Source organism: Cypionkella sp. TWP1-2-1b2 (assembly GCF_049896245.1).
Lineage (GTDB): Bacteria > Pseudomonadota > Alphaproteobacteria > Rhodobacterales > Rhodobacteraceae > Cypionkella.
Genome location: NZ_JAFCTX010000004.1, coordinates 60,407 through 76,505, shown reverse-complemented (window position 1 = coordinate 76,505; position 16,099 = coordinate 60,407). Strand labels below are relative to the sequence as shown.

16 protein-coding genes are annotated in these 16,099 nt (G+C 60.9%); 4 read left to right on the top strand and 12 right to left on the bottom strand.

Features of this window, described 5'->3' with window-relative positions; all coding sequences use genetic code 11:
- The first annotated feature begins 6 nt into the window (after positions 1-6).
- The 3 genes from argJ (at position 7) to ACP7AP_RS03495 (ending at position 2,053) form a co-directional block, all read left to right on the top strand.
- On the top strand, positions 7-1,329 hold the full coding sequence (gene argJ, locus ACP7AP_RS03505; RefSeq protein WP_426032281.1) for a bifunctional glutamate N-acetyltransferase/amino-acid acetyltransferase ArgJ: 1,323 nt from the start codon (positions 7-9) through the stop codon (positions 1,327-1,329).
- Between the two features lie 72 nt (positions 1,330-1,401).
- Positions 1,402-1,800 carry a (deoxy)nucleoside triphosphate pyrophosphohydrolase gene (locus ACP7AP_RS03500; RefSeq protein ID WP_426032279.1) on the top strand — a complete coding sequence of 133 codons (399 nt, stop codon included), beginning with the start codon at positions 1,402-1,404 and terminating at the stop codon, positions 1,798-1,800.
- 112 nt (positions 1,801-1,912) lie between these two features.
- A complete protein-coding gene (locus tag ACP7AP_RS03495) occupies positions 1,913-2,053 on the top strand; it encodes a hypothetical protein (protein ID WP_426032277.1) in 141 nt (46 codons plus the stop codon).
- An 82-nt stretch (positions 2,054-2,135) separates the two neighbouring features.
- Here ACP7AP_RS03495 and infB read toward each other — a convergent pair whose 3' ends face one another.
- The 6 genes from infB to pip form a co-directional block, all read right to left on the bottom strand.
- Positions 2,136-4,748: a translation initiation factor IF-2 gene (infB, locus tag ACP7AP_RS03490; RefSeq protein WP_426032275.1), complete on the bottom strand. Its 2,613-nt coding sequence runs from the start codon at positions 4,746-4,748 to the stop codon at positions 2,136-2,138.
- Between the two features lie 5 nt (positions 4,749-4,753).
- A complete protein-coding gene (locus ACP7AP_RS03485; protein ID WP_426032273.1) occupies positions 4,754-5,389 on the bottom strand; it encodes an RNA-binding protein in 636 nt (211 codons plus the stop codon).
- Positions 5,390-5,410: 21 nt separating this feature from the next.
- Complete coding sequence (nusA, locus tag ACP7AP_RS03480) at positions 5,411-7,021, bottom strand: transcription termination factor NusA (RefSeq protein WP_426032271.1); 1,611 nt, start codon at positions 7,019-7,021, stop codon at positions 5,411-5,413.
- Between the two features lie 14 nt (positions 7,022-7,035).
- Positions 7,036-7,641 carry a ribosome maturation factor RimP gene (gene rimP / locus ACP7AP_RS03475; protein WP_426032269.1) on the bottom strand — a complete coding sequence of 202 codons (606 nt, stop codon included), beginning with the start codon at positions 7,639-7,641 and terminating at the stop codon, positions 7,036-7,038.
- A 136-nt stretch (positions 7,642-7,777) separates the two neighbouring features.
- Positions 7,778-8,131, bottom strand: coding sequence for a cupin domain-containing protein (locus tag ACP7AP_RS03470; RefSeq protein WP_426032267.1), 354 nt, complete (start codon positions 8,129-8,131; stop codon positions 7,778-7,780).
- 74 nt (positions 8,132-8,205) lie between these two features.
- On the bottom strand, positions 8,206-9,198 hold the full coding sequence (pip, locus tag ACP7AP_RS03465; protein WP_426032265.1) for a prolyl aminopeptidase: 993 nt from the start codon (positions 9,196-9,198) through the stop codon (positions 8,206-8,208).
- 60 nt (positions 9,199-9,258) lie between these two features.
- Here pip and ubiG point away from each other — a divergent pair, with 60 nt between their 5' ends.
- Positions 9,259-10,002 carry a bifunctional 2-polyprenyl-6-hydroxyphenol methylase/3-demethylubiquinol 3-O-methyltransferase UbiG gene (gene ubiG, locus ACP7AP_RS03460; protein WP_426032263.1) on the top strand — a complete coding sequence of 248 codons (744 nt, stop codon included), beginning with the start codon at positions 9,259-9,261 and terminating at the stop codon, positions 10,000-10,002.
- Positions 10,003-10,145: 143 nt separating this feature from the next.
- Here ubiG and ACP7AP_RS03455 read toward each other — a convergent pair whose 3' ends face one another.
- From ACP7AP_RS03455 to ACP7AP_RS03430, 6 genes are all read right to left on the bottom strand, one after another.
- Complete coding sequence (locus tag ACP7AP_RS03455) at positions 10,146-10,745, bottom strand: TetR/AcrR family transcriptional regulator (protein WP_426032261.1); 600 nt, start codon at positions 10,743-10,745, stop codon at positions 10,146-10,148.
- Between the two features lie 69 nt (positions 10,746-10,814).
- Positions 10,815-12,368 carry an ABC transporter substrate-binding protein gene (locus ACP7AP_RS03450; protein WP_426032259.1) on the bottom strand — a complete coding sequence of 518 codons (1,554 nt, stop codon included), beginning with the start codon at positions 12,366-12,368 and terminating at the stop codon, positions 10,815-10,817.
- Positions 12,365-13,342: an ABC transporter ATP-binding protein gene (locus tag ACP7AP_RS03445; protein WP_426032257.1), complete on the bottom strand. Its 978-nt coding sequence runs from the start codon at positions 13,340-13,342 to the stop codon at positions 12,365-12,367. The genes ACP7AP_RS03450 and ACP7AP_RS03445 overlap by 4 nt, the downstream gene beginning before the upstream one ends.
- A complete protein-coding gene (locus ACP7AP_RS03440) occupies positions 13,339-14,310 on the bottom strand; it encodes an ABC transporter ATP-binding protein (RefSeq protein ID WP_426032255.1) in 972 nt (323 codons plus the stop codon). Before ACP7AP_RS03440 ends, ACP7AP_RS03445 begins: the two co-directional genes overlap by 4 nt.
- Positions 14,307-15,164: an ABC transporter permease gene (locus ACP7AP_RS03435; protein WP_426032253.1), complete on the bottom strand. Its 858-nt coding sequence runs from the start codon at positions 15,162-15,164 to the stop codon at positions 14,307-14,309. Before ACP7AP_RS03435 ends, ACP7AP_RS03440 begins: the two co-directional genes overlap by 4 nt.
- A complete protein-coding gene (locus ACP7AP_RS03430; RefSeq protein WP_426032251.1) occupies positions 15,148-16,098 on the bottom strand; it encodes an ABC transporter permease in 951 nt (316 codons plus the stop codon). Before ACP7AP_RS03430 ends, ACP7AP_RS03435 begins: the two co-directional genes overlap by 17 nt.
- Position 16,099: the final 1 nt, after the last annotated feature.

Sequence of the window (16,099 nt, the reverse complement as noted above, 5' to 3'; positions counted from 1 at the left end):
ACCAGCATGGCGAAGAAAGAGTTGAAGGCGAAGGTCAAGTCGTTGAAGGCCAAGCTGAAAGCCGCAACGCCCGGCGTCGAGGCAAAGGTCAAAAAAGCCAAATCTGTTTCGCCCCTCGCCCCCGCTGCCTTCCCTGACCTTCCCCTGATCGCGGGCGTCGAGTTTGCCGCCGTTGAGGCTGGTATCAAATACCAGAACCGCAAAGACGTGATGCTGGTCCGCCTCGCCCCCGGCACCGCGATGGCCGGGGTGTTTACCCGCTCCACCACCCGCTCGGCCTGCGTGCGCGATTGCCAAGCGAAGCTGGCGCTGAAAGTCCCCGCAGATAGCGGTGCGGCGATCGTGGTGAACTCCGGCAACTCCAACGCCTTTACGGGTCGCGTCGGCGATGAAGCCGTTGCCGCCGTGACTATAGCCGTCGCCGACGCTTTGGGCATCCCCGCCGCCCGCGTGTTCTCGTCCTCAACAGGCGTGATTGGCGAGCCGCTGCCCTACGCCAAAATCACCGACAAAATCGCCGAACTCGCAGCCTCCTTACGCGAGGATGCCATAGAAATGGCCGCCCACGCGATGATGACCACCGACACCTTCCCGAAAGGCGCTGCCGCCACGGTGCAGGGTGACGGCGGGCTTATCCAGATTGCAGGCATCGCCAAAGGCTCCGGCATGATCGCGCCGGATATGGCGACGATGCTGGTCTATATCTTCACCGATGCGAAAATTAGCCAGACCAACCTGCAAAAACTGCTGTCGCGCAACACCGATGACACCTTCAACGCCATCACAGTCGATAGCGACACCTCCACCTCTGACACCCTGCTGCTCGCCGCCACCGGAAAATCCGAAGCCGCCGAGCTGAAAGGCTTGCATCTGAAAGCCTTCGAAACCGCCCTGCGCGGCGTGATGATGGACCTCGCGCATCAGGTGATCCGCGACGGCGAAGGTGCCACCAAATTCGTCGAAGTCCGCATCACGGGTGCCGCCTCTAACGCCGACGCCCATAAACTCGCCATGGCCATTGCCAACTCGCCCTTGGTGAAAACCGCCATCGCGGGCCAAGACCCGAACTGGGGCCGCATCGTCGCCGCCATCGGTAAAGCGGACGCTGAGGCGGATCGCGATAAGCTGAGCATCCGCTTCGGCGATATTCTCGTCGCCGAAAACGGCTGGCGCAATCCTGACTACCGCGAGGAAGACGGTGCCGCCTATATGCTGCAGTCCGATCTGGTAATCGCCGTCGACATGGGGCTTGGCAAATCAAAACGCTCGGTCTGGACCTGCGATCTGACCAACCGCTACATCGAAATCAACGCGGACTACCGCTCCTGATTTCATCTGTTCCTAAATATCCCGGGGGTCTGGGGGCTGGCCCCCGGTTCCTCCATTTCAGCGGAGCGACCCATGAAAACCCTCCTCGTCTCCGCCGTCGCCCTGATCGACCCCGAAGGCCGCGTCCTCTTGGCGCAACGCCCCGAAGGCAAATCCCTCGCGGGGCTGTGGGAATTCCCCGGTGGCAAGGTCGAACCCGGTGAAACCCCCGAACTCGCCCTGATCCGCGAGCTTAAAGAAGAACTCGGCATCGACACCTGGAAAAGCTGCCTCGCGCCGCTGACCTTCGCCAGCCACAGCTACGACGATTTCCACCTGCTGATGCCGCTGTTTGCCTGCCGCCGTTGGGAGGGCATCCCCGCCCCGCAAGAAGGCCAAAATCTGGCTTGGGTGCGCCCGCAAAACCTGCGCGACTACCCGATGCCCGCCGCCGATCTGCCGCTGATCCCGATTCTGCGCGACTGGCTTTAGAAACCGCCCTAAATTTCCACAACTTTTCCGCAAATGTGGCGAAATTGTAGTGGGAATCTTAACGAATCATCCCTAGTCTTAAGCAAATAACCGCTGATTGGGGGATTGGCACATGCTGCGAACGATTTCTGTTGGAAGTTGCGTTTCTATTCAAGGCTTGCTGGTGGGCCAGATGGCCGATGGTAAAATTATGGTGAAAGTCGATGAAAAGACTTTCGTGGGCTACCCGGTCGCCCGCGCCAAAGCATCTTGAATCCAGCATCAGTTTAAAGAAAAAGGCCGGGTTTCCCCGGCCTTTTCTATTTGAAGCTGCCCCGTTGCCGGGGAGCCTCAATTCAAGCCAAAGTGCGCTGAATTTCTTCACGCTCAAAGATCTCGATGACATCGCCTGCGCGCACATCGTCATAGCGCTCAAACGCCATGCCACATTCCTGACCCGAGATGACTTCCTTCACCTCGTCCTTGAAGCGTTTCAGCGTCTTCAGCGTGCCTTCATGGATCACCACGTTATCGCGCAGCAAGCGCACGCCCGCCGAACGACGTGCAACGCCTTCGGTAACCAAGCAACCCGCCACCTGACCAATGCCGGTGACCTTGAACACTTCCTTGATCGTCGCGTAACCGATAAACGTCTCGCGAATCTCTGCCTTCAACAAGCCCGAAGCCGCCGCCTTGATGTCATCCACCAGATCATAAATGATCGAGTAATAGCGGATTTCCACGCCCTTCTGATGCGCCGAGTTCCGCGCCGAGGCATTGGCCCTAACGTTAAACCCGATGATTGGGCATTTCGAAGCTTCCGCCAACATCACGTCGGTATCGGTGATAGCCCCCACGCCATAAGACAGCACGCGGACACGCACCTCGTCGTTGCCAACCTTTTCAAGCGCTTGCACAATGGCTTCGGCAGAACCCTGCACGTCAGCCTTCACCAGCACCGGCAGTTCAGCCACCGATTGATCCGCCTTGGCCTTCGCCATCAGCTGTTCCAGCGTCGTCGCTGCCCCAGCCGCAGCGCGTTTGTCTTTCGCGGTTTTCAAACGGTAATCCGCGATTTCCCGCGCCTGCGCTTCGGTTTCCACCACGTTCAGCGTATCACCCGCCGAAGGCGTCCCCGACAGGCCCAGCACTTCAACCGGAACCGAGGGACCAGCTTCGTCAATCCGCTCGCCTTTGTCGTTGATCAAGGCGCGCACTTTGCCCCACTGCTCGCCGACGACAAAGATGTCGCCTTTGCGCAGGGTGCCGTTCTGCACCAGAACCGTCGCAATCGGGCCACGGCCAACGTCAAGTTTCGCTTCAATCACAGCACCCGCAGCAGCCCGGTTCGGGTTGGCGCGCAGTTCCAGAATTTCGGCTTGCAAAGCAATGGCTTCCAGCAGTTCTTCGATGCCTTGGCCTGTCTTGGCCGAAACTTCAACGTCCTGCACGTCGCCTGACATCTGCTCGACCACAATTTCGTGTTGCAGCAGATCGGTACGCACCTTGGTCGGGTCCGCGCCGTATTTATCGACCTTGTTGATCGCCACGATCATCGGCACTTTCGCCGCTTTCGCATGGGCAATCGCCTCAATCGTTTGCGGCATCACGGCGTCATCCGCCGCCACGACCAGCACAACGATATCCGTCACCTGAGCCCCGCGCGAGCGCATCGAGGTAAAGGCCGCGTGACCCGGCGTGTCGAGGAAGGTCAGAACCTGACCCTTTTCGGTCGTCACCTGATAGGCGCCGATATGCTGAGTGATGCCACCGGCTTCGCCAGACACCACATTCGCTTTACGAATCGCATCCAGAAGGCTGGTTTTGCCGTGGTCAACATGGCCCATAATGGTCACAATCGGCGGCCGGGTGATCCGGGTGCCTTCGGCATCCGCCACTAGCTCAATCGCTTGTTCGACGTCAGCATCCGACACGCGCACCGCTTTGTGGCCGAATTCTTCGATCACAAGTTCAGCGGTATCAGCGTCGATGGCTTGGTTCATCGTCACCATCATGCCCATTTTCATCAGGCTTTTGACAACATCGGCAGCGCGTTCGGTCATCCGGTTCGCCAGTTCAGCAACCGTGATGGTTTCCGGCAGTTGCACGTCGCGGAATTGCTTCTCGGGCTTGCCGATTCCCAATGCCTTCTGACGCGCCTTTTCCTGCTTGCGCTTCATCGCGGCCATCGAGCGGGTACGACCACCCTCGCCGGCCAGCGCATCATTCAGCGTCAACTTACCAGTGCGGCGACCGTCATCGGTCTTGGCCTTGGCGTTACGCTCACGTTCTTCGCGATCACGGTCCACTTTGCGAACCGCCAATGCGGGCTTGGCCCCCATAGGCGCACGCGCAGCAGTTTCGGCAGCGGTCGGCTGTGCTGCGGGCGCATTGCGGTCAGCGCGTTCGCCGCGTGCTGTCGGTGCAGCAGCCTCGGCGGGCTTTTCAGGTGCCGCCGGTTGACGACGCGAGGTGCCAAGCACATCGGCTTTGCGGGCCGCAGCTTTCGATACAGCCTCGGCAGCCGCTTCAACGCGCACGCGTTCTTCTTCATCTGCCTTGGCTTTCGCCGCAGCCAGACGTTCGCGCTCTTCACGCTCTTTGGTCTCGGTTTCTTCGCGCTTGCGGGCGCGTTCTTCGTCACGCGCCTTGTCGTCTTCGGCCCGGCGCGCGTTGTCTTCGGCTTCGCGGGCTTTCGCCACGCGCAAGGCCGCCAGACGGCGTTCCATTTCGGCATCGGAAATGCCAGCCGGGCGTTTTGACGGATCGCCCAGATGTGATGCAGACCCCGGCGCAGCCGCGGCTCCGGGCGTGCCCGGTTTGGCCGCAGCCACTGGCACGACCACGCGCTTGCGCTTTGTCTCGACCACAACGCTTTTCGTGCGGCCATGGGAGAAGCTTTGCTTCACCTGACCGGAACGAGGTGCGCCACCCAGGCCGAGGGGTTTTTTGCCGTCTGTATCGCTCATGCGTCCTACGTATCCTTCAAGGCGATCTCGTCGCCATCCTGCTGAACGGTTTGCCCACGCAACCCAGCCAGCCTTGCCGCTTCCTCTACAACACGCGTCGTGAGTCCACCAGCGCCAAGCGCGGCGTGTATCGCACGTTCGCGCCCGAAAGCCAAACCCAATTCCTCCGCCGACAAAAAGCCGATATACGACCCCTCGCCATCCGGCGCGCGCAGCTTCGTCTTACCGCGTTCAGACCCGTCGGCGGCTTGCAACAGCACCCGCACCTTGTCCTTTTGCAGCCATTCCTTGACCTTCTCATAGCCCATCACGGCCCCGCTGGCCTTGCGGGCCAAACTGATCAGATCAACCACCCGCCTGAGCAGCAGCGTTTCCACCAAATCAGCCAGATCATCCGGCAGCTTGACCGGTTGGCGCGCGGCGCGAGAGAACAAACCCTTCTTCGCCGCCTTCTCAATCGCCGCCCGATCAGCCGAGACATAGAATCCCCGGCCCGGCAACCGTGCCAGAATATCCGGCACGATCAGATCTTCCGGCCCCAGACAAAAGCGAATCAACCCCGCTTTTGGCTGAACTTCCCCGGTCACAATGCACTTGCGTTCCGGGTCGTCTTGCAGATTTTCCCGGCCACCGCGTGTCACGGTAATACCCCGAGGCCTAAATCAGGCCTCGGCCTCCTCGTCTTCGTCGACTTCTTCCGTGGCCTGCGCCAGTTCAGTCGGGTCAACCCAGCCCAGCATCACGCGGGCGGTCATCACCAAAGTTTGCGCCTCTTCCAGCGAAACGTCAAACTTCTCCAGAACGCCCTCATCCTTCTTCCGCTGACCTTTTTCCGTGGTCCAGCCACCCGCCAATTCCCAATCGGCACAGGTCGCAAAATCCTCCAGCGTCTTGATACCGTCAAGCGCCAGCGCTTCCAGCATTTGCGGGGTAAGCCCCTCAAATTCAACCAGACTATCTTCAACGCCCAGCGCCCGCGCGGCGTCCATCGCCTTGGTATTGACCGCTTCCAGATATTCGCGCGCGCGGGTTTGCAATTCGCCCGCCGTGCCTTCATCGAAGCCGTCAATCGACAGCAACTCGTCTGCCTCAACGTAAGCCACTTCTTCGAGGTTCGCGAAGCCTTCCGATACCAGCAGTTGCGCCATCATCTCGTCGATATCCAACGATTCCATGAACAGCTTGGTGCGCTCGGCAAATTCAGCCTGACGACGTGCCGATTCGTCAGATTCCGTCACGATATCAATATCAAGACCAGTCAGCTGGCTGGCCAGACGCACGTTCTGACCCCGGCGACCAATCGCCAAAGACAGTTGCTCATCCGGCACCACGACTTCGATCTTGCCCGCGTCATCGTCGATCACAACTTTCGACACTTCCGCTGGCTGCAAGGCGTTCACCAGGAACGTCGCCTGATCGGCATTCCACGGAATGATGTCGATCTTCTCGCCCTGCAATTCGTTCACAACCGCCTGAACCCGGCTGCCGCGCATACCAACGCAAGCCCCAACCGGATCAATCGAGTTGTCATAGCTGATCACCGCAATCTTCGCCCGCGACCCAGGATCCCGCGCCACAGCCTTGATCTCGATGATGCCATCGTAAATCTCCGGCACTTCCATCTTGAACAATTCCGCCATGAACTGCGGGTCGGTCCGGCTGAGGAACACCTGCGGACCGCGGGCTTCACGGCGCACATCCTTGATGTAGCAGCGAATCCGGTCATTCGGGCGGTACGACTCACGCCCGATTTTCTCGTTGCGGCGCAAGATAGCTTCGCCCCGGCCAATATCGACGATGATATTGCCGTATTCCTCGCGCTTGACCTGACCGTTAATGATCGTGCCCTTGCGGTCTTTGAATTCTTCAAACTGACGGTCGCGCTCGGCCTCACGGACCTTCTGCAAGATCACCTGCTTGGCCGATTGCGCCGCGATCCGGCCCAAATCAACGGGGGGCACTTCGTCGATGATCTCGTCACCCACAACCGGGTCTTTCAGGTGATCTTTCGCCTGCTTCACCGTCAGTTGCGCATGGTGATTCTCGACGCCATCATCCTCAACCACCGTCCGAATGCGCGCAAACGTCGCGCGCCCGGTCTTGCGGTCGATCTTCACCCGGATGTCCATATCCGCGCCGTAGCGCGACTTTGCGGCCCGCGCGAGGCTGTCTTCCATCGCCTGAATGACCAGCTCGGGCTCGATCATCTTTTCGCGCGCCACCGCTTCGGCGGTTTGCAAAAGCTCAAGCTGGTTGGCAGAGGTAATCGCCATCGGAATTCTCCCGCTTAGTGTTTGGTGGGTTCTGGAGCGTCTTCTTCGTCGCCCTCAGATGTTTCAATTTCGTCAAACGCTGATTCGTCGATCACGCCGCTGGCCTTCTTCTGCCGCAGCATTTCGGTGATCAGTTCGTCGGTCAGGATCAGCTTGGCATCGGCCAGCCATTCAAACTGCAAACCGATGGTGACAGTGCCGGTCGGTTCTTCGATCTCGATCAGCACTTCCTCGCCCTCAACCCCGGCCAAAGTGCCCTTGAAGCGGCGGCGGCCGTCGATCAATTCGGTGGTCTCGACGCGGGTTTCCCAACCCTTCCACATCTCAAAATCCTTGAGACGGGTCAGCGGGCGGTCGATGCCGGGCGAGGACACTTCCAACACGAAGTTCTCCTCAATCGGGTCTTCCACGTCCAGCACCGCCGAAACCGCAGTGGAAATTTCACCGCAATCATCCACCTCAATCCCGCCGTCGGGACGGTCGGCCATGATTTGCAAGGTGCGGGTCGCTCCACCCATCAGACGAATCCGCACCAGTTCAAAGCCCAGCCCTTCGATCACCGGAGTGACGATATCGGCCAAGCGGCGATCCATAGCGGTTTTGGCAATCAGATCAGACATGATGTTCCAAAAACAAAAAACGGGCCAACAGGCCCGCGTGTGACGATCGGTAGCTTCAGGTTTGGACTCTGAAGCAGCTGTTACAAGCGCTATAGGCCGATCCCCTGCGGTTTGCAAGCTGCATCTCAGACGGCAATCATCCCTGCATGATCACATACAGTTTCCGCACCTGCTCAATCACCCGCCATTCGCCTTTCCAGCCCAACGGCAATGCAATCGCATCGCCTGCGCCAAGCTGGACTTTGCTGCCATCGGCATGGGTCATCTCAACCTTGCCGCTGATGAAATGGCAGAATTCGGACGCAGCACTGCGGTCGGCGGTGAAGCGCCCCGGAGTGCATTCCCAGACGCCGATTTCAACCCGACCATCGGCGGAAGTGAACAGCGCGATTGAGGCTTCCTGCTGATCGCCCTCAAAGCTGGTGGGTTTGGGTGTGAAGGCTTCCAGCGGGGTATTGGCAAGGGCAAGGAAAGCAGAAAAGTCGATCATAGCGGCCTCATCGGGGGGGAAATGTTGAAAGGATCTTAGCGCAGCAAGGGCAACGTGTTTATTTTGCAAAGGTTCTATTTGGTTCCGAGTTGGGACCGGTCCCGCAAAGCATCCATCGCGGCCACCAAAGCCTCTGATATTCCCGGCTCTGACAGCGCATGACCCGCCATCGGCACCACCTTTAACCGGGCCTTATCCCAACCATCCGCCAGCTTAGAGGCAGAGACCGGCGGGCAGATCATATCAAACCGCCCCTGCACAATATCCGCGCCGATATGGGCGATCTTGTGCTTCTCACGCAGAATCCAACCGTCCGATTCCAGAAACGCCGCGTTGACGAAATAATGGTTCTCCAGCCGCGCGAAAGCCCGTGCATAATCTGCCGGGCCGTCGCCCGCCATGAACCCCTCGGATGATACGGAAGCCAGCGCGTTCTCCCACCCTGCCCAGATCCGCGCGGCTTGGGTTTCCTGACCCAAATCGCCGCCAAACAGCCGCCGATGATAGGCCGCGATAAGATCATCCCGCTCGGCAGGCGGAATCAATCCGACAAACCGCGCCCACAGGTCGGGGTAAAACGCGCCAGCCCCGCCGCCATAGAACCAATTCAACTCGGCCCGCGTCGCCAGAAAAACCCCGCGCAGCACGAGGTGGCGCACATGATCTGGATGCGAGATCGCGTAGATCAGGGCTAGTGTCGCGCCCCAACTGCCGCCGAACAGGATGAACTGCTGGATGCCCAGCGTCTTGCGGATCACCTCGATATCGCGGACCAGATGCCAGGTGGTGTTATCCTCGACCGAGGCATGCGGGCGTGATCGCCCGCATCCCCGCTGATCGAACAGGATCACCCGATAAACTGAAGGATCAAAATAGCGCCGCATTGCAGGGCTACAGCCACCCCCCGGCCCGCCGTGGAGCACCAGAACGGGCACGCCATCCGGGCGGCCGCATTGCTCGACGTAAATCCGGTGGCCATCGCCCATATCCAGCATCTGCTGATCGAATGGCTCGACCGGCGGGTAAAGATATTCCGATGCGCGCTTTTGCCCTGATCTGTGATCCATATTCGTCCTATATAGTCGGGTCAGAGTGCGCCACCACCGCCCGGCGCGCAAGGAGTTCCGATGAGCCAGACCAACACGATTGACCCCGCCGAAGTCGCAAAGTTTGAGGCGATGGCCGCAGAATGGTGGGATACCGAGGGCAAGTTCAAGCCGTTGCATCTGATGAACCCGTGCCGGCTGGATTATATTACGTCGCAAATCGCGGCGGAGTTTGATCGGGATTTGACGCAAGCCCTGCCGTTCAAGGGACTGCGGATTCTGGATATTGGTTGCGGCGGCGGGTTGCTGTCGGAGCCTATGGCGCGGTTGGGGGCGGATGTGGTGGGGGCGGATGCGGCGCCGCGCAACATTCCGGTGGCGCAGGTTCATGCGGCGCAATCGGGGTTGGTGATTGATTACCGCCATACCACGGCGGAAGATTTGGCGGCGAGTGGTGAGCAGTTTGACGTGGTGCTTAACATGGAAGTGGTCGAGCATGTCGCGGGTCCGCAGGGCTATCTGACAGCGTGCCAGCAGTTGCTGAAACCGGGCGGTTTGATGATTTGTTCAACCCTGAACCGCAACGCGAAAAGCTTTGTGATGGCGATCATCGGCGCGGAATGGGTGATGCGCTGGCTGCCGAAAGGCACGCATGACTGGGCGAAGTTCATCAAGCCGGACGAGCTTTACGATCTGATCCGCAAGGCCGGACTTGATCCTGTGGACCGCAAGGGGATGGTGTTCAACCCGATTAGTTGGAAATGGTCTACCTCGGCGCGGGATTTGTCTTGCAACTATGTGACGGCCAGCGTGAAGCGCGGGTGAGACTGCCCAAAGGATGTGGCTGCGCTGATGGCCGGGTCTGAAAAGTCTTCCCCGCTGGGAATGACTTGTGTGTTTGGGTTGTTCCGCCACTATATGTAGATGAAACGCTGCAAAACTGGCGATATTGGCCGCAAATTCCGTGCCTAAAGCGGCCCCAAAGCCAGTTCCAGCGTTGAGATGCAGATTTGCTTGGCGGCTTTGGGCGACAGCAGTTTTGGCTCGATGCAGCGCTCCAGCCCCAAGCCATCCACCAAGGCGATCAGCATTTGAGCGAGGGATTTCACGTCAACCGTCAGGCCGCGCGCGGTGGCAACCTCGGCCAGCGCAGTTTCCAGATCGCGGCGGTAGCGGGTGTATTGGCGGCGGTGTTCGCGTTTCAGCGCGGGGTTGTTGACGATTTCGGACCACAGGGCGAGCCAGATGTTCAACTCCTCACGGCTGAAAAACTCGGGTGCGAACATGGCGTCAAGGATCGCCAGCAGGCGGGATTTTTTCGGATTTGGCGCCTCTAGCCCGCTGTGCAGGCGTTCATACATCGTGCGGTAAACCGCGACCAACAGGCCATCTTTCGATTTGAAATGATGGGTGATCAGGCCGCGCGACACGCCTGCTTCATTGCAGATATTGTCGATGGTAAATTCCAGAATCCCGCCGCGGGCGAGGCAGGCCAGACCCGCCTGCACCAGACTGACCGAGCGCTGCTCGGATGTCATGCGGCTGTATTTCGGGGCGGTGCTGGTCATCATTTGCCTTGGATGTGTGCCGGGCTGTATCGCCCAGCCCGGTTGATGTCGCCTATTGCGCGGCGGCGTTCAAGCCTTGGTAAACATCACCGGGTCAGGATGGCCGTCTGCCATGATCACCGGTTTGATATTGCTGTTGTGGATGGCGATGTAGGGCTCGAAGCAGATGAAGATGAAATCGCCGGAGGCTTCCATGAGGTCTTCCATCTTGTTGAAGATCGCCTTGCGCTTGGCCTCGTCCTGTTCGGTCAGGCCTTGCTGGTAGAGGGCTTCAAACTCGGCGCTGTCGAAGAGGGCCCAGTTGTAGATGCCAATCTGATCGGGACGGAACCAGACAAGGTTTTCGGTCGGATCAATGCCACCCGCGAAGTTCATCAGCGCCAGTTCCAAGGATTTATAGCCATCGCCTGCGGTCTTGTCGCCTGCGGACCAATAGGCGGCGTCCTCAGTCGGCTGGATTTCGACGGTGATGCCTGCCTCGGCCATATTGGCCTGAAAGATTTGCGCGATGGCTTGGGTGGTGCTGTCGGTCAGCGCCACGAGGGTGAGGGTCAGGTCGGACACGCCAGCCTCGGCCAGCAGCGCCTTGGCTTTTTCAACATCGCGGGTGGGGATCAGGTTGGCGGCGCGGGCGAAGGGGCCCGTGGGCGGGACGACTCCGGTCGATCTGGTGGCAAGACCGTCGTAAGCGCCCAGCAGCACGGCGTCGCTGTCGTAGGCGTATTGGATGGCTTGGCGGACGCGGATATCCTTCAGCGGCTCGGCATTCTGGTTGATCACCAGCCATGAATAGCGGGTGGATTGCGCCTCGATCAAAGTGGAGTTCGCGGGCATTGCCGCTTTGATGTGGGCGGTGGCGTTGACGGCGAGTTTGGTGAAATCGAAGGCGTCAGCCTCGAATGCCAGTTGGGCGGCCTGATCATCGCTGACGATGTAGATTTCCACGGTTGCGAAGGCGGGTTTTGGGCCTGTCCAATCGGGGTTGGCGGTGAGGGTGATTTTCTGATTCTGCTCCCACGCGGCAAAACGGTAGGGGCCACACTCGGCGGGGGCTTCGGTGGTGTAGCTGCCGCCGACTTTCTCGGTGGCGGCTTTGCAGATGATATTGCCGCCGTAATAGGGCAGCGCGATCACCATGAAGGGGGCGAAGGCCTCTTTCAGATGGATGATGCCGGAACGCGCGTCGATAACTTCGACATGGTCGAGTTTTTCGAATTGGTAGGCCCAGGCGGAATCGCTGCCTGCGATACGCTCGAACGAGAATTTCACATCCTCGGGGGTGACGGGGCCGAAGCCGTTCGACCATTGCAGGCCTTCGCGCAGGGTGAAGCCGATCTTGGTGGGGTCGATCCAGTCGATTTTCTCGGCACCCCAAGGCTGCCATTTGTTGCCATCGCGCATGTCGCCAAGCCGGACGAGGGCGACTTGGGTGCAGCGGGGGATGATCTCATCCAGCTCGCCGATCATGTTTTTCGGGTCGAGACATTGGAAATCGGCGGTTGCGCGGATGCGCAGGGTGTCGCCTTCGGCCGCCCAAGCGAATTTGGCGGGCAGGGTCAGGGCGGCAAGGGCTGCGCCTGCGGTTTGCAGAAAGCCGCGACGGTCGGTGCGCCATTGGGTCATGATAGGGCTCCTGTGGGTGTGGCGAAGTGGCAGCGCACGAAGCGGGCGGGGCTGATTTCGCGCAAGGTGGGGGGATCGGTGCGGCAGATCGGTTGAACGAGGGGGCAGCGGCTTTGGAAGACGCAGGCCTTGGGGCGGTTGAGCAGGCTGGGGATTTCACCTTTGATCGCAAGGTCTTGGCGGCGCTTGCGTGGGTCTGGTAGCGGCTCGGATGCGATCAGGCTTTGGGAATAGGGGTGCAGGGGCTGGGCGAAGGTCTGCCTCGTGGGGCCGATCTCGACCAATCGGCCCAGATACATCACCGCGATGCGGTCCGAGACGTGGCGGACCATCGCTAGGTTGTGGCTGATGATCAGGTAGCTGAGGTTCAGGCGGGTCTTGAGGTCGGTCATCAGGTTAAGGATTTCGCCTTGGACCGAGACATCAAGGCCAGCCGTGGGCTCATCGGCGATCACCAGTTTGGGGTTCAGCACCAGCGCGCGGGCGACGCCGACACGGCGGGCTTGGCCACCGGAAAGTTCGTGGGGGTAGCGGGTGGCGAAATCGGGGGGGAGGCCGACTAGGGCCAGCATCTCGGCGATTTTGGCTTTGGGGGCGGGTTGGCCGTGGATGGTGAGGGGTTCTGCCAGCAGCGCGCCGATGGTCATGCGGGGGGAGAGCGAGGCGATGGCGTCCTGGAACATCATCGCGGTGTTCGCGCGCATGGCGGTGAAATCTTTGGGGGTGCGGCGCTGGGTTTGGTCGAAGTGGATGGTGCCGTTTGTAGTGGGGGTCAGGCCCAGCAGGGCGCGGGCGAGGGTGGTTTTGCCAGAGCCAGATTCGCCGACTAGGCCAAGGGTTTCACCGGGGTTCAGGGTGAAGGATACGTCGGCGAAGATTTGTAATGTGCGGCGGGATTTGGGGTTCAGGGCGGAGAGGAGGCCGCCCGAGAGGGGGAGGTCGAGGGCGAGGTTTTGGACGGAGAGCAGGGTCATGGCTGCGCCTCGGCCTTGTGGCACAGCGCGGATTGGGTGGGCGAGATTTGGATGCGGGGCGGTGGGGTGGCGCAGATTTCGCTGGCGAGGGGGCAGCGGGGTGCGAAGCCGCATCCGATGGGCGGGGTGCGCAGATCGGGGAGACGACCGGGGATGGTGGGCAGGATCGGGGTGGCTTGGTCGAAATGGCCGGGATCGCAGGCGATCAGGGCGCTGGTGTAGGGGTGGCGGGGGGCGTGGAACAGGTCGTCGACAAGGGCTTCCTCGACCACCTCGCCAGCATACATGACGTAGACGCGGTCGCAGAGCTCGGCGACGACGCCGAGATGGTGCGTTATTACCAGAATTGCGCCTTGATAGTCGCGGCGCAGATCGCGCAGCAGGTGGATGATTTGCGCCTCCATCGTCACGTCCAGCGCGGTGGTGGGTTCATCGGCGACAAGAATGGTGGGGTTCATCAACAAGGCGGCGGCGATGGCGACGCGTTGACGCATCCCGCCCGACAGTTGATGCGGGTAGCGGCGCAGGGTGAGGTCGGGGTCGGGCATCCCCACACGGGCCAGCAGGGCGCGGGCGCGGTTTAGTTTTTCAGCGCGGGGGATTTGCGCGGCATGCTGGAAATCGACCAGTTGCGCGCCCATGGTCAGCACCGGGTTAAAAGCGGTCACCGGGTCTTGGAAGATCATCGCAATGTCTTGGCCACGCAGGGCACGCTGGGCCTCAGGCGGCAGGCGCAGGATGTCTTGGCCCTTGTAACGGACGGCTCCGCTAGTGACTTCGGCGGCTTGTGGCAGCAGATTGATCACACTCGCCGCAAGGGTGGATTTGCCGCAGCCGCTTTCACCGACGATGCCAATGACTTCGCCTGCGCGGGCGATCAGGCTGGCCCCGCGCAGGGCGGAAAGTTTGCCGTGGTCGCTGTGATAGGCGATGCTGAGGGCGTCGATTTCTAGCAGGGGCTGCGTCATCGCGGCCTCGCGGTGGCAAAGCGCGGGTCGAGGGCGTCGCGCAGGCCTTCGCCGAGGAAGGTGAAGCCGAGGGTGGCGAGGACGAGGGGGGCACCGGCGGCGATGACGAGGGTGCTGGAGGTGCGGATGGCGGTGTAGCCGTCGTAGAGGATGTTGCCCCATGACGGCGTCGGGGGTTTGACGCCGAGGTTGAGGTAGCTGAGGCCAGCTTCCAGCATGATCACCACGGGGATATCCATCGACAGCACGATACAGAGCGGGCCGAACACGTTGGGCAGCAGGTGCAGCAGCAGGATGCGGGGGGTGCCCGCACCGATGGCTTGCTCGGCCACGATGAAATCGGCGCTGCGTAAGCTCAGGGTTTGGGCGCGGATCAGGCGGGCATAGCCGGGAATTGAGACGAGGACGACAACAAGGATCAGCGTGCCTGTGCCGGGGCCAAGCACGGTGATGATGGCGAGGGCGAACATCATCATTGGCAGGGAGTTCAGGGCGTCGAAAATGAGGACGAGCGCGGCGTCGAGCCAGCGCGGGCCGTAACCTGCGATCAGACCCAAGACAATGCCGATGCTGCCAGCAAGGCCGATGGCGGTGAGGGCGATGGTCAGGGCGGTGCGTGCGCCGTAGATGATGCGGGATAAGGTATCGCGGCCCAGCTGATCGGTGCCAAGCCAATGCGCAAGGCTGGGGGCTTGCAGTTTGGCGCGCACGTCAAGGGCGAGGGGATCGTAGGGGGCGAGGATCGGGGCGGCCACGGCCATCAGGATGAACAGAGTGACAAGGATCAGGCCCATCAGCCCCATCGGATCGCGGATCAGCGCCCGCAGCGCGCGCAGGTTAGCGGGCCAGCGCATCGCGCACCCTCGGGTCTAGCTTGGCGATCAGCAGGTCGGCGCAGGTGATCACCAGCAGGTAGAAGGCGGTTGTCACCAGCACGGTGCCCATCACAACGGGGTAATTGCGCTTGAACACGGCCCCGGTGATCAGCGTTCCGATGCCGGGGCGCGAGAACACGGTTTCGACGAAGACCGCGCTGGACAGGATGCTGCCGAGGCCAACGGCGATCACCGAAATGGTGGGCACGATGGCAAGGCGCAGGGCGTAGCGGGTGACGACTTTGCGTTCGGGCAGGCCAAAGGCGCGGGCGGTGCGGATGTGGTTGGCGGCCATAATCTCTAGCATTGAGGCGCGGACCATGCGGGCGAGGTAGCCGACCCAGCCGATGCCAACGGCGATGGCGGGCAGGATTAACGCCTTGATTTGCGAGGGGATGTCTCCGGCTTTGCCCGCGCCGATGGCAGGCAGCCATTGCAGCCAGACCGCGAAGATCAAGAGCAGGTAGATCGCGACAACAAAGGACGGCACCGAGATGAAGCTGACCGAGACGAGGCCGAGGGCGCGGTCGATCATCGTGCCGCGATAGACGACGGCGAGGACTCCGAGCGTGATGCCGAGGGTCAGCGCCCAGCTTAGGGCGACGGTGCCGAGCAGCAAGGTTTGCGGGAAGGCCTCAAAAATTTGATCCAGCACCGGGCGTTTGGACCAGACGTCTATGCCAAGATCGCCCTGCGCGGCATTGGCAAAGAAGCGCCAGATTTGCACGGCGACGGGTTGGTCTAGGCCCATCCTTTCAGACAGCATGGCTTTCAGCGCCGGGGTGGCGCGGGGGCCGAGGGCGACGCTGGCGGGATCGCCGGGCACCAGAAACACCATGCCATACATCGCCAGCATGACCACAAACAGGATCAGCACCGCGAGGGCGATGCGTTTGATCGCATAGGTCAGCATT

Coding starts and splice junctions, on each gene's coding strand:
- argJ (WP_426032281.1), top strand. CDS start 7: ATGGCGAAGAAAGAGTTGAAGGCGAAGGTCAAGTCGTTGAAGGCCAAG.
- ACP7AP_RS03500 (WP_426032279.1), top strand. CDS start 1,402: ATGAAAACCCTCCTCGTCTCCGCCGTCGCCCTGATCGACCCCGAAGGC.
- ACP7AP_RS03495 (WP_426032277.1), top strand. CDS start 1,913: ATGCTGCGAACGATTTCTGTTGGAAGTTGCGTTTCTATTCAAGGCTTG.
- infB (WP_426032275.1), bottom strand. CDS start 4,748: ATGAGCGATACAGACGGCAAAAAACCCCTCGGCCTGGGTGGCGCACCT.
- nusA (WP_426032271.1), bottom strand. CDS start 7,021: ATGGCGATTACCTCTGCCAACCAGCTTGAGCTTTTGCAAACCGCCGAA.
- rimP (WP_426032269.1), bottom strand. CDS start 7,641: ATGTCTGATCTGATTGCCAAAACCGCTATGGATCGCCGCTTGGCCGAT.
- ACP7AP_RS03470 (WP_426032267.1), bottom strand. CDS start 8,131: ATGATCGACTTTTCTGCTTTCCTTGCCCTTGCCAATACCCCGCTGGAA.
- pip (WP_426032265.1), bottom strand. CDS start 9,198: ATGGATCACAGATCAGGGCAAAAGCGCGCATCGGAATATCTTTACCCG.
- ubiG (WP_426032263.1), top strand. CDS start 9,259: ATGAGCCAGACCAACACGATTGACCCCGCCGAAGTCGCAAAGTTTGAG.
- ACP7AP_RS03455 (WP_426032261.1), bottom strand. CDS start 10,745: ATGACCAGCACCGCCCCGAAATACAGCCGCATGACATCCGAGCAGCGC.
- ACP7AP_RS03450 (WP_426032259.1), bottom strand. CDS start 12,368: ATGACCCAATGGCGCACCGACCGTCGCGGCTTTCTGCAAACCGCAGGC.
- ACP7AP_RS03445 (WP_426032257.1), bottom strand. CDS start 13,342: ATGACCCTGCTCTCCGTCCAAAACCTCGCCCTCGACCTCCCCCTCTCG.
- ACP7AP_RS03440 (WP_426032255.1), bottom strand. CDS start 14,310: ATGACGCAGCCCCTGCTAGAAATCGACGCCCTCAGCATCGCCTATCAC.
- ACP7AP_RS03435 (WP_426032253.1), bottom strand. CDS start 15,164: ATGCGCTGGCCCGCTAACCTGCGCGCGCTGCGGGCGCTGATCCGCGAT.
- ACP7AP_RS03430 (WP_426032251.1), bottom strand. CDS start 16,098: ATGCTGACCTATGCGATCAAACGCATCGCCCTCGCGGTGCTGATCCTG.